This is a genomic window from Shewanella xiamenensis, from assembly GCF_014647135.1.
GTDB lineage: Bacteria > Pseudomonadota > Gammaproteobacteria > Enterobacterales > Shewanellaceae > Shewanella > Shewanella xiamenensis.
The window spans coordinates 47,421-60,794 of the sequence record NZ_BMOP01000009.1 but is presented as its reverse complement, the minus strand read 5'-3'; the positions used below and the strand labels follow the sequence as shown (position 1 = coordinate 60,794).

The following is a 13,374-nucleotide window of genomic DNA, read 5'->3' as shown; positions in this document are numbered from 1 at the left end:
ACCGATGAACTTAGCCACTAACGCCTTATTACTCAAACGATGCGCCCAAACCGAGTTGCCGAATATCGAGGCCTTACCCTCTTACGCCCATGTGCCCGTCCATTTAACGCCCCAACATTGGCAGGCAGCCAATCGCCATTTAGTGAAAAAAATCCTCTGTGAGTTTACCCATGAGAAGCTCATCACCCCACAGATTTACGCCCAAGGCGCAAAGGTAAATCACTATGAGCTCAGGTTAAATGACTGCACGTATTACTTTAGCGCGCGCCATTATCAGCTCGACCACCTTGATATCGCGACAGATTCTATCCGAGTCACCAGTGCGGGCACTGAAAGACCCCTCGATGCCATGAGGCTGATAATCAGCTTAAAAAATGTGCTTGGCATCAGTGAAACCCTGTTGCCCACTTATCTTGAAGAAATCACCAGCACCCTCTACAGCAAGGCCTACAAGTTGGCCCATCAAGCCATCCCCGCCGCTACACTCGCTAAGGCCGATTATCAAACTATTGAGGCGGGCATGACCGAGGGGCATCCGGTGTTTATTGCCAACAATGGCCGCATTGGTTTTGATATGCAGGACTATTACCAATTTGCCCCCGAGAGTGCCAGCGCGCTTCAGCTAGTGTGGATTGCGGTGCGTAAGGACAAAACCACCTTCTCCTCCCTCGAAGGATTAGACCATGATACCTTGCTAAAACAGGAGCTTGGTGAACAGTTCACCGAGTTTCAACAACACTTAAGCGCACTGGGGCAAGCGGCCAATAGCTTTTATTTTATGCCCGTTCATCCGTGGCAATGGCGCGAAAAGATTGCCCGCACCTTTGCCGGCGAAATCGCCCGCGGCGACATTATTTACCTTGGCCAAAGCCAAGATTGCTACCAAGTTCAGCAATCGATCCGCACCTTCTTTAACTTAAGTGCGCCGCAAAAATGCTACGTCAAAACCGCGCTTTCTATCTTAAACATGGGCTTTATGCGCGGGCTTTCGCCGCTGTATATGAGCTGCACCCCGCAGATCAACGCTTGGGTAGCCAACCTTATCGAAAGCGACAGCTATTTTGCCGAGCAAGGTTTTGTGATCCTCAAAGAAATCGCCGCGATTGGTTATCACCACAGGTATTACGAAGAGGCACTCACCCAAGATAGCGCCTATAAGAAAATGCTGTCGGCGCTATGGCGTGAGAGCCCACTACCGCATATTGAGCCGCAGCAAACCCTGATGACCATGGCAGCGCTATTACACATAGATCATCAAGAACAGGCACTGATTACTACGCTAATTGAGCACTCAGGCTTAAGCGCCAAGGAGTGGGTCAAGCGCTATCTCAAGCTCTACTTATCGCCGCTACTGCACGCCTTCTTTGCCTATGATCTGGTGTTTATGCCCCATGGCGAGAACCTGATTTTAGTGCTCGATGCCGGTATCCCAGTCAAAATATTGATGAAGGATATCGGCGAAGAAGTCGCAGTACTCAACGGTAGCGAGCCACTACCTAAAGAGGTGCAACGCCTTGCGGTCGAGCTTGAAGAAGATATGAAGCTCAACTATATCTTACTCGATATTTTTGACTGTATTTTCCGTTACTTAGCGCCAATTCTGGATAAGCAAACCGCAGTGAGCGAAGCGCTATTTTGGGAGTTGGTGGCAGACAATGTACGCGACTATCAAGCCCAGCATCCGCACTTGGCGGACAAATTTGCACAATACGATCTCTTTAAAGACAGCTTCGTCCGCACTTGCTTGAATCGCATTCAGCTCAATAACAACCAGCAGATGATTGACCTTGCCGACAGGGAAAAAAATCTGCGCTTTGCGGGTGGACTTGATAATCCGCTAGCCGCCTTCAGGCAAAGCCATGCCTTTGGCTCAGCAAATAAGAAGCTAAAACCCTAAAGCATTTTTAACCTTGAGTGGGCCTGCGCCCACCCTGGGCATTCATCTGTGCCCAAAAACAACCTAGTCAATCAAACCGCCAAAATGGAATTTAAGATCATTATTATGAAAACCTTCGCCCTCAACCGACTCGCTGCTCACTGCCAACTCGCCATCACACGCCCAGAGCTTATCCTCTGCTCAGCCATACTCAGCATGCCCTATGCTTATGCAGATACTAGCGATATCCAGAAAAAATCCACCAAAGACATTGAAATCATTAATGTCGTTGGTGCTAAGGATCTCCACGATAAGCGCTACAAAACCCCAGCGATGAACACGGCAACAGGCCTAGATTTGTCTTATTTAGATACGCCGCAATCCGTCACCTCGGTCACTCGCCAAATGATGCAAGATCAGCAGTTAAACAGTGTGATTGAAGCCATGACCAGCGTGGCTGGTATCAATGCCCGGCCAATGGACAACGACAGATACAGCATCAGTTCGCGGGGGATTGCGGTCACTAGCATTCTTTACGATGGCGTGCCCACCACCTATGACACTCGTTTTAACTACGGCGATAACCTTATCGATACCGCCATCTACGAGCGGGTGGAGATTGTCCGTGGCGCCACAGGGTTGATGACAGGTGCGGGTAACCCCTCGGCCGCGATTAACCTTATTCGTAAACGCCCAACGCAAGAATTTATGGGCAGCACCTCAGTGAGTGTCGGCTCATGGAACAATCTGCGTGGCATGGTCGATTTGTCCAGCGGCTTAAATGACAGTGGCAGTATTCGTGGCCGTGTTGTCGCAGCCTATCAGGATAAAGAATCCTTCCAAGACAGATACCAGCAGCAACGCACCACCCTCTATGGCATTGTTGAAACCGATATTACCGACAGCACACTGCTGACCTTAGGCGTGGATTATCAAGACACCACGCCCGAAGGCACTATGTCCGGCGGTCTGCCGCTGTTCCACAGTGATGGCAGCCGAACAAATTACGATCGCGCCACCTCCACGGCCCCCGATTGGGCCTCGGCGCATACCCAAGGGCTTAATACCTTCGCCAGCCTTGAACATCGTTTTGATAACGGTTGGGAGCTAAAAGGCACCTACAGTTATGGCGATAACTTACTGGAATATAATGTGCTGTGGGCTACGGGTTATCCAGATCCTGTGACCAATCTTGGTGCAACCGCAGGTTCCATCGCCTATATTGACGGTAGCCGAACCCAACATAACCTAGACCTACGGGCGCAGGGAATGTTTGCCCTGTTTGGCCAAGAACATCAGCTCACTTTTGGCTGGACGGGTCAGCGCCAAGAGTTTGCCAACCCGTACTATTATCCAACGGCCGCCGTACCACCCTTGGGAGATTTTCGCGATCCCAACTTCCAGTATCCAAAACCGCAGTGGAAAGACACTCACACCACGGGCTCCTTCGGTGAAACCGAGCAAAGCGCCGCCTATGTGGCCACGCAGCTCAATCTGACCGATGCCTTGGCATTACTTGCGGGGCTGCGCCTTAATCAGTGGCAAACCGACCAAAATAACTTTGGCAGTTTGTATGATTTTAAGGTCGACAATGAACTTACCACCTATCTTGGCCTGACCTACGCGCTGACCGAGCAATACTCCCTTTACGTCAGTTATACCGATATTTTTGCGCCACAAACCTTGCAGCGCATCGATGCCAGTTACATCGATCCCGTCAAAGGCAAAAACTACGAGGCGGGCATTAAGGCAAGCTTGATGGATGAAAGCTTAGATATGTCGTTGTCGGTATTTGAAATTCGCCAAGACAATGTTGGCGAACGCACCGGCGATGTGTTGCCAGGCACCACTATCCCTGTGTATCGAGAGGTTAACGGTACTAAGACCAAAGGCTTTGAGTTTGAATCCACGGGCAAAATCACCGATGACTGGAATATCTACTTCGGTTACACCCAGTTCAGTACCGATGATCCTAAGGGCAATCGCATCAACACCACTTCCCCTCGCCAACAGCTAAAACTCTTTACCACTTACACCTTTAGCGGCGATTGGAACAAGTTGCAGCTTGGCGCTGGGGTCAATTGGCAAAGCCGAGTCTATCAAACCGTGAACTCGCCCTTAGGCAGAGTCGAGGTTGAGCAAGACTCCTACGCATTAGCAAGCTTAATGGCAAGTTATGCCTTTACCGAGCAGCTAAAGCTAAGCGCCAATCTGCACAACGCCTTGGATAAAACCTACTACAGCCAAGTGGGGCAATATAGCCAATTCCAATACGGCACCCCGCGCAGCGTGAGCGTGAATTTGGATTATCGCTTCTAACAGACTGTCGATAACCAGCTGTTCATCAATGAAAGCTGCGGTGACTAGACTCGCCGCAGTTTAATCAATTCAAGCCAAAGGAGTGATTATGGCGCGCCAAAGGAAAACTATACCGACCTTAGCCAAGCTTTCCAGAGGAACTCAACCTGAACATACCAAGCAGTGTCATCACAAACCCTCACAGAGTGTTGGCACTGTAGGCGGCGCGCAAACAACCGACTTAACAGCGCTAAGCCCTGCGGATTTAACTCAAGTCGCCAAAGCGTTTAATCAACGACTGGCGCTGCGCGCCCCATTTTATGCCCAGCATTTTGTAGCAACCACCAAGCCCCAAGGACTCAGTATTGATACTTGGAGTCAGCCAGCCGTGTATCAATCGCTATTACTAGATTTTGCCAAAGCCTATCCACCTTTGGCAAAAACCACAGCTTCCATCCCGTTAGAAAATATACCCGAGCAGATTTTGCTCAGCCATAGCCATAATTCCAAAGCCCTGCACTCGCTCTGGGGACAGTGGTATTTCGGTCTGTTAGTGCCCCCCATGTTGGAATGGATTATTAACGCGCCGCACTCGCTCGCGAGCACGATTGAGCAAATTGAGCTGATTGATATAGCGCCTGAGCATTTTTATCTTCGGCCCAACAATTCGGGCAGAGTCGCAGGTTTTGAGTTTCAATTAACACCCACTCCTAAGGTGAAAACCGCCATAGTTAAAACCACGGTCTTAACGCCCCACCGCGAGCGACAACTTATTAAGTGGATTCAAAACCATCTAATCCCAAGCATTGAGCGATTAACCAGTCTAAGCCCAACACCCGCAAAGCTGTATTGGAGCCATTTAGGCTACCTTATTCACTGGTATTTAGGCGAAATGGCATTGCCAGAAATTGAATTTGAGCACCTCAAGGCGCTGCTATTTAACACAACATCCTTTGACGATGGCGAGGTTAATCCACTCTATAACAGCATTAATCTGCTACCCGCCCCAGTTGCTGACGTGGGCAATATTCGCCGCGTGTGCTGCTTAAGGTATCAACTCACGAATAGTCATCGCTGCGGCGATTGCCCGTTAGCTACGCGCGCCCAAGCAAAATGTGCTGCTCACGCTTAGCCTTATCGGTCGCAGCTCGCAGACTTGATGGACTATATGGATTACAACAGCCGTTGCCGCCGCTTTCATGCAACAGTTAGCAATCGGTCACCTTTCACGGCTTTTTCCCTCTAGCCCCCCGTGCTACACTCAAGCCCACGTCTTCTTAACACGATTATTTATGAAACAACTGCTTGATTTTTTGCCACTCGTTATCTTTTTTGCCGTCTATAAATTTTTCGATATTTATATCGCCAGTGGCGCCTTAATCGCAGCCACCGCACTGCAATTAGTCGTGACCTATGCGCTGTATAAAAAATTGGAGAAGATGCACCTGATTACCTTCGCTATGGTGACAGTGTTTGGCACCCTCACCTTAGTGTTCCATGATGATGCCTTTATCAAGTGGAAAGTCACTATTATTTATGCGTTATTTGCCCTAGCCCTTGGCGTGAGCCAACTACTCGACAAGTCGATTTTAAAGTCCATGTTGGGTAAAGAGATGAAGGTGGCCGATAAGATTTGGGCACATGTAACTTGGTACTGGGTAAGCTTTTTTGCCATCTGTGGCCTAGTCAATATCTATGTTGCCTTTAGTCTGCCATTAGAAACTTGGGTGAATTTTAAAGTGTTTGGCCTCACCGCCTTAACCCTGATTAATACCGTAATCACCGTCTTTTACCTTTATAAACATCTTCCCGAAGATCAACGCAAGGAACTCAAATAATGTGGTATATGATTTCAGCTCAAGATGTTGAGAACAGCTTAGAAAAACGTTTAGCAGCACGCCCTGCACATTTAGCACGCTTACAGGAACTGGCCGATGAAGGTCGCCTGCTCGTTGCCGGTCCACACCCGGCTATCGATAGCGAAAATCCAGGTGATGCAGGGTTTAGCGGCTCATTAGTGGTTGCAGATTTCGATTCGTTAGCCACAGCTCAAGCCTGGGCAGATGCAGATCCTTACTTCGCGGCGGGCGTATATCAAAGCGTTGTGGTTAAACCCTTCAAACGAGTTCTGCCTTAATGAAAATCGTTTCTTTCAATATCAATGGATTGCGTTCTCGCCTGCATCAATTGCAAGCGTTAATCGACAGCCATCAGCCCGATATTATCGGTCTGCAAGAAACCAAAGTGCACGATGAAGCCTTCCCGCTCGCCGAAGTTGAGGCCATGGGTTATCACGTGCATTACCACGGTGGCAAGGCACACTATGGCGTTGCCATGCTCTCCAAAGTCGCCCCACTTAAGGTGCAAAAGGGCTTTGCAACCGATGAAGAAGATGCCCAGCGCCGCATGATTATCGGCACCTTTGCTCAGGCAAATGGCCGTCCGCTAACTGTGCTGAATGGTTATTTCCCTCAGGGCGAAAGCATTGACCATCCGACTAAGTACCCTGCTAAGCGTAAGTTTTATCAGGACTTAATGGCGCATTTGCACGCTAATCATAGCAACGATGAAGATATCGCCATTATCGGGGATATCAATATTTCGCCCATCGATTTGGATATCGGCATCGGTGAAGTCAACCGCAAGCGTTGGCTAAAAACCGGAAAATGTAGCTTCCAACCCGAAGAGCGTGAATGGCTCAAAACCCTGCAAGATTGGGGACTGGTGGATACCTTCCGTCAACTGCACCCCGACCGCAGCGAGCGTTATTCATGGTTCGATTACCGCAGCAAAGGCTTCGATGATAACCGCGGCCTACGCATCGATGTGATCTTAGCTACGCCGTCACTGGCCGCGCGTTTAATCGAATCCGACGTCGATTACGATCTGCGCGGCATCGATAAACCCTCAGATCACGCGCCAATTTGGAGCTCCTTTAAAGAAGCCTAACTCGCTTGAGTGTCTACTTTAATCGATATAAAAAACATCGGCCTAAGCCGATGTTTTTGTTTGTCATTAAAATATAATCTCCGATTAATGATTGAGTGATTACATTTGATCATCGACATACTGAGATTAACCTGACACAGAAATTTGAACGGCCTCTTGGATTTCTATGTTTTATTTTCTGGTGATAGTGACGATTGTGAGGCCTTATCAATGAAGGGAGAGCGAAATTTGTCACTTAACGTTGTAAAAGAAAGCGTTAAAATTACACCATTAGAAAAATAGAAGATTTGTACAATAAAAATTTCAAAAGCGCTGTACGCCGCAACACCTTCAAACAATGAAATTGACAAGCTGATTAAACTTAGAATTGCAAATATATTCCTCGCTATCAGGTTAAAACTTAGCATAATTAAAGCCGCAACCTGCAAAGGACCAATTATGGACAATTTAAGCCAATGCGGAATTTGTGAATTAAAACCGTGCCATTCCATCGCATTGACGATGTCACTATGATACTCCCAACCACCAGTCATATAGTTCAAGAAGAAACTAGCAAAGCAAAGAATGATAATTGATATTCTATAGATTGTTTCAGACTGCATCTAAACTCCATTTCGCAATAAGAAAATAAATCCTGCCATCCGTATTAGCTCAACAACATAATGCACTTTCTGTTCTTCTACAACCTGCACAGGCCAAAGTAGCTTGGATGAGCGTCATCAAAAGTCGCAGGACCTTATCTGAGGAAAAATCGAGCTAATGCTTTAGAAAAAAATTGAGACTGACATAGCCTCAAGGTCGCACGTGAGCCTTTAGCTTTCTATCTCGACAACGTTACTCACCCTATTACCTTTGAATAGCAAAACGACTGTGGGTATAAGTTTTTTGGCCAAATGTACAGTCAATTTACAGTTAAACTAAATGAACAATATTGTCTAATTTTAAGAATATAAAAATGGCGGTACATCAGATGTAACCGCCATGTTTATTTGACTATTACGCTTCGCCAAGGGAGCGAGATTCAGCTTCAAAGCTAATGAGGACTCATAGAGCTAATCCACATAAAAGCAACCACTTAGCTAGTGCGGTACTGTTTAAGGATCCCTTCGAGTTCAACCGAGGCATGTTGCAAATCATGTGCTAGGGTGACACTGCGCTGTGCTGTTTGTTTAATGGTATCGGATTGATGACGGATCTCATTAAGCTGGCCAGCAATATCGCGAGCGGCAACGCTTTGTTCTTCCGCCGATGCAGCAATTTGGCTACTCATATCAAAGACGGCATTTACCGATTGCGCCATCCCTTCAACATCGTTACCCACTTCAACAATGGCACTGCGGCCTTCATCGGCGCGGTCCACAATCTCGGTGGTGATATTGGAGAGCTGACGAGTGCCCGATTGCAATCCTTCGATCATCGCTTGGATCTCAACTGTCGCTTGTTGAGTACGTCCCGCTAAGGTACGCACTTCATCGGCAACCACCGCAAAACCGCGACCTTGCTCACCTGCGCGCGCCGCTTCAATGGCCGCATTCAGCGCCAGCAAGTTAGTCTGCCCAGAAATACTATTGATGGTTGTCACTACCGCATCAATAGCCGCCGCATCCTTAGATAATTGTTCTACCGATGAAAAGGCTGCACCAATTTTGGTTGAGAGCAAACCAATACTGTCCACCGTATGGCTAATACGCCCTTGGTTGGCACTCATTTGGCTGGCGTTATCTTTAGTCTGTAGTGAAGTGTTACTGGCATTAACCGACACTTCTTCAATCGCCGAAGTCATTTGCGCCATGGCCACAGCCACTGAATCTAAAAATTGATGCTGGGCACCAATTAACTCACCGCTGATTTTTGCTTGCTGATTAAACTCATCGGCAGCGAGGGAAAGTGTTTGGGCATTATTGCGGATAGCGCTCACCATTTCGCTCATGTTATCGGCACAGCGGTCAATTTCGCGGGCGATTAAGCTGAAGTCATCAGTACCGAAAAAGTTTAATCTGAAACTTAAGTCGCCATCGGCTAAGCGTTTGATGGCCATGTACATATCCCACAGACCACCGCCGAGGGAAGTTGAAATCCAATAGCTTAATTGGAATAAGGGCAATAAACCGATTAATGCAAACCAAAACATCAAATTAGCATCGCTGCGGCCATCACTTTCCCATTCGGACACATTTTGCGACAGTGCGAGCGCGCTGCCAGATGCCACCGTGGCGCTGGCGGTAACATTATCCCTTTGGCGCTGCGCCTCAGTTTGGCGAGAGACAACACTTAAACCATTGTCTCGGGCAAATTGTGATAATGCATCGCCCTGTAACTGTTGCGCATTTGCGACTTGGGCAAAGGCATCAACCGTCGCCTGAACTCGAGCCAAAGAGGCTGCTTCTAGGTTGCGGTGAGCATGTTGGTAATTGATAAGTGCGATGGTAGCCGTGATTAACGCCACCATAGAACAGACAATCCAAAATTTGCCGTTAAGACTGAACTTGATCAATATGGCATCAATGGTGCGAAACTGGATTTGTTTCATCTTGATATTTCCTAAGACCTAAAGCTATCGGGTACTAAATCAGCATTATAGCTCATCTATTCGATCACTCAGTTACCGCATGGCTATCATGCGAACACAAAAGTGATGGAAGATTAATCGGCACTGGCGATTTCAGAACCTGTTGATGCTGACCATTTTTGGCGAAGAGTGATTAACTGCGCCGTCAATAAGCTCATGCAAAAACCTAACAGGGCGCCTAACACTAAAGGCGGCACAATATTGGCCACATCCCCAGCCATAGCAAAGGTAATACAACAGCCGATAAAGGCACCGGGAATAAAACTGAGTTTTTGATAACTGGCCTGTAGGCACATTGCCGAGGTAGCGATACCCGTAAACAGATAACCCGCCACAGGCGATACGAAAAAACTGCTACCGCTGATAATGAGCCAAGCCCAAAACACACCGGAGAGATTGGTGCACCACGCCATCATCACGCCTTGAAAACCGGCCTTCGGCTGAGCAAAAAACGTGCTACAACCTAAAAAGCCAATCCAAGTAACAAGATGAAAAGTATCTGCGATACCACACCATATTGCGGCTAATAGCCCCGCAGAAATAGCGACCTGCCAACGATTTTCCATGATGACCCCTTTATTGTTTTCACGGAAGTTAACTACTCAAATGCGCTCAAGGTGCAGCTGTATTATGGTGTTATAGCGCCCTTCACTTCCGTGTCGATCAATTTTTAGTAGGGATCTGCAATCGAAAACTGACTCACAGGCCGACTAGTAACCGATTCAAATGAATGTGTACGCGAGTCCGCATACCTTAGGTCACTTGAGTAAACATATTGGTTAAATTACCTCTATTCTGGTAACAAAAACCTGATCTATTGCTAATTTTCGGCATTAATGCCCGTAAATTTGCTAACAAGCAATTTATTTGTGGTAAAAAAACGAAAAAAGCGCTTATTAGGCGCTTTTTTGCTCACTCAGGTGTCGTTTACAACATCACACCTTTAACTGTTTATTAACCGGCAGGTCTCGGATCCTAAGGCCTGTTGCGGCAAATATCGCATTGGTCAGACTAGGCGCCACCGGCGGTACGCCGGGCTCACCCACACCCGCAGGTGGTGCATCCGAGTCGATAATGATGATCTCCATCTCGGGCACTTGGGGTAGACGTAGCAAGGGATAATCATGGAAGTTAGACTGCATCACCTTACCCTGCTGGTAACTGATCTCACCCATTAGCGCCAAGCTTAAACCAAATACTATCGCGCCTTCGGTCTGTGCTTTCACCCTATCGGGGTTAACCACAGTACCAGCATCAATCGCGGCAATGGCATTCAGCACTTTAAGCTGCTTATCCTCACCGACCTCAACTCGTATCGCCACCGCCACCACACTCACAAAACTGCGATGCACGGCAAAGCCCCAACCTTGATGTTTACCCGCTTTAGGCGCCTTAGCCTGAGCTTGTTCAACCGCCTCAATTACCTTGAGATAACGGCCAACATCGACGGGATGACGATTTAAGTCTTCACCATAGTTACCATATTTAAAGCCTTGGTTCTCAAAGGTCTCTCGCCTTGCTTGCCCCAGCAAGCTACGCCACATATCGGGGCAAGATAACTTGGCTTTATGGGCCATTTCATCGACAAAACTGCCCACGCCAAACCCGTGTTGGATGTTACATACCGAGCGCATCCAACCAATACGGCTATGGGCGCTGGCCTTTACAGCCTCATAGCGTAAATTTGCCAGAGCAAAGGGCACATCGACAAAACCTAAGTCCAACTCACCGCCGGATGGATACTCGACGCCCTCGGCAAAGGTGGAGCTGATCGACGGGAAGCCCGTACGCGCTAATAGCGCCGTCGGTTTGTTGTTGGCATCGAACAAGGCCTGATAACACTGGGCACTGATGGCATGGTAATAACCGTTTTGGATCTCATCCTCACGGCTCCAACTCACCTTCACCGGCCGTTTAAATTGCTTAGAGAGTAGCGCCGCCTCCACACTGAAATCTGGTTTGGACTTGCGCCCAAAGCCGCCGCCCAGAAGCGTGACATTCACTTTGACCGCCTCTTCGGCGATACCTAAGGCCGCAGCCACATTTTGCTGGGTACTCTGCGGTGTTTGTGTCGATGCCCAAATTTCACAGCCCTTCTCGGTCACATTGGCGGTGGCCACAGGCGGCTCGATGGAGGAATGGATAAGGTAAGGCACGGTATAAATCGCCTTAAGAGTATCGTCCTTTGGCCAGGCTTTGACCTCATCACCAACTTGACGTACCACCTTGCCAGGGGCTTGTACCTTGTCCACCAGCTCTTGCAGATAGGTTTTAGAATCGTGGCTACTGTTGGCAGACTCAGTCCAGCTCACTTGCAAGGCTTTACGTCCCTGCAGCGCGCTCCAAGTATTTGTCGCCACCACAGCTACGCCGCCTAAGGCTTGAAAAGCGGGCGCGCCCTTGGGCGTTGGCAAACGGTACACATCGACCACACCCGCTACGTTGCGCGCTGCACTATCGTCAAGACTTGCCACATCGCTCCCCAATACGGGTGGGCGCATAATGCTGGCATAAAGCATGTTATCCACTTGGATATCATAACCATAGATAGCCTTTCCCGTGAGCATGGCCTGCATATCGACTATCTGACGCGAAGCCCCTATTTGCTTGAAATCCTTAACCGCCTTTAATCGCAGCGAATCAGCCGCAGGCAGTGGTAACGCCGCCGCATCGAGGGCTAATTCGCCAAAGCTGGCAGAACGGCCAGATTTGGCATGCAGCACTTGATGATCTTTAGCCTGCACTTCACTCACAGGGACTTTCCAGCGGGCTGCTGCGGCTTGCTCAAGCATGGTTCGAGCCATCGCGCCCATCTCACGCATGCGATCATAGTTTTCGCGGATACTGCGACTACCATCGGTATTTTGGCTGGCGTAGCGTTTATCGGCGAGCCCTTGAATAGGCACAATTTTATCCCAATCAGCCTCTAGCTCTTCGGACAAAATTTGCAAAATCCCCGTGCGGATCCCCTGACCCATTTCGGAGCGGTGGCAGGTCAAATAGACCTTGTCGTCCTCACCGATGGCGATAAACAGATTGAGCCGCGCCTGTTGGTCCTGCGCCAATGCCATTGGACTCCAACTGAGGCCACTGGCACCAAGGGCGAGGCCGCCCCCGACGGCGCCGAAGAGTTTTAACACATCGCGGCGACTGATATTTTCAACTGCGGTGAATGTACTCATCTTAGCCCTCCTGTTTGGCATAGCTTTGCAGCGCCGCTTTTATCCGAGGATAGGTACCGCAGCGACACAAATTACCCGACATCGCAGCATCGATTTGTTCCGCCGATGGTTTTGGATGCTGAGTGACTAAAGCCGCTGCTGACATTAATTGCCCCGCCTGACAATAACCACACTGAGGCACATTGTGTTCGGCCCAAGCATTTTTAAGCTTTTGATTACTCAGCCCTTCGATCGTAGTCAGTTGTTTACCCTGCACCTGGGATAAGCTGGTTAAACAGGCGCGCACAGGCTGACCATCTACATGCACGGTACAAGCGCCACAGAGTCCGGCGCCGCAGCCATATTTAGTGCCCGTTAAGCCTAAAATATCCCGTAACGCCCAGAGGATAGGCATATTGGGATCCGCATTTAAGGTAAAGGATCTGCCATTAATGGTCAGGTTTAGGGAAGGCATCGCAAGGCTCTGGTCCTGTGCCGCCTCCGAGGATGGTATTGCCATA

The 13,374-nt window shown here is 48.7% G+C and carries 11 protein-coding genes; 6 read left to right on the top strand and 5 right to left on the bottom strand.

What is annotated here, in order from left to right; translation table 11 throughout:
- The first annotated feature begins 4 nt into the window (after window positions 1-4).
- The 6 genes from IEY09_RS10115 (at window position 5) to xthA (ending at window position 7,123) form a co-directional block, all read left to right on the top strand.
- A complete protein-coding gene (locus IEY09_RS10115) occupies window positions 5-1,897 on the top strand; it encodes an IucA/IucC family protein (RefSeq protein WP_188870936.1) in 1,893 nt (630 codons plus the stop codon).
- A gap of 84 nt (window positions 1,898-1,981) precedes the next feature.
- The gene (locus IEY09_RS10110; RefSeq protein WP_188870981.1) at window positions 1,982-4,195 is read left to right on the top strand and encodes a TonB-dependent siderophore receptor; all 2,214 of its coding nucleotides are present in this window, start codon (window positions 1,982-1,984) and stop codon (window positions 4,193-4,195) included.
- Between the two features lie 88 nt (window positions 4,196-4,283).
- Window positions 4,284-5,306: a siderophore-iron reductase FhuF gene (fhuF, locus tag IEY09_RS10105; RefSeq protein ID WP_188870934.1), complete on the top strand. Its 1,023-nt coding sequence runs from the start codon at window positions 4,284-4,286 to the stop codon at window positions 5,304-5,306.
- Between the two features lie 160 nt (window positions 5,307-5,466).
- Window positions 5,467-6,012 carry a septation protein A gene (locus tag IEY09_RS10100; protein ID WP_037428627.1) on the top strand — a complete coding sequence of 182 codons (546 nt, stop codon included), beginning with the start codon at window positions 5,467-5,469 and terminating at the stop codon, window positions 6,010-6,012.
- Complete coding sequence (locus IEY09_RS10095; protein ID WP_011072939.1) at window positions 6,012-6,311, top strand: YciI family protein; 300 nt, start codon at window positions 6,012-6,014, stop codon at window positions 6,309-6,311. The genes IEY09_RS10100 and IEY09_RS10095 overlap by 1 nt, the downstream gene beginning before the upstream one ends.
- Window positions 6,311-7,123 carry an exodeoxyribonuclease III gene (gene xthA / locus IEY09_RS10090; RefSeq protein WP_055648768.1) on the top strand — a complete coding sequence of 271 codons (813 nt, stop codon included), beginning with the start codon at window positions 6,311-6,313 and terminating at the stop codon, window positions 7,121-7,123. Before IEY09_RS10095 ends, xthA begins: the two co-directional genes overlap by 1 nt.
- A gap of 164 nt (window positions 7,124-7,287) precedes the next feature.
- On the opposite strand, the gene IEY09_RS10085 is transcribed toward xthA, so the two are convergent.
- The 5 genes from IEY09_RS10085 to IEY09_RS10065 form a co-directional block, all read right to left on the bottom strand.
- The gene (locus IEY09_RS10085) at window positions 7,288-7,725 is read right to left on the bottom strand and encodes a hypothetical protein (protein ID WP_037431528.1); all 438 of its coding nucleotides are present in this window, start codon (window positions 7,723-7,725) and stop codon (window positions 7,288-7,290) included.
- A 473-nt stretch (window positions 7,726-8,198) separates the two neighbouring features.
- Window positions 8,199-9,653 (bottom strand): methyl-accepting chemotaxis protein, encoded by a 1,455-nt coding sequence (locus IEY09_RS10080; protein ID WP_188870932.1) that lies wholly within the window; start codon window positions 9,651-9,653, stop codon window positions 8,199-8,201.
- 113 nt (window positions 9,654-9,766) lie between these two features.
- Window positions 9,767-10,258, bottom strand: a complete 492-nt coding sequence (locus tag IEY09_RS10075; protein WP_037420065.1) for a DUF1097 domain-containing protein — start codon at window positions 10,256-10,258, stop codon at window positions 9,767-9,769.
- Between the two features lie 369 nt (window positions 10,259-10,627).
- The gene (locus IEY09_RS10070; RefSeq protein WP_188870930.1) at window positions 10,628-12,874 is read right to left on the bottom strand and encodes a xanthine dehydrogenase family protein molybdopterin-binding subunit; all 2,247 of its coding nucleotides are present in this window, start codon (window positions 12,872-12,874) and stop codon (window positions 10,628-10,630) included.
- 1 nt (window position 12,875) lies between these two features.
- Entirely contained in the window at window positions 12,876-13,373 is a 498-nt protein-coding gene (locus IEY09_RS10065; RefSeq protein WP_037431089.1) for a (2Fe-2S)-binding protein, read from the bottom strand.
- Between the last annotated feature and the right edge of the window lies 1 nt (window position 13,374).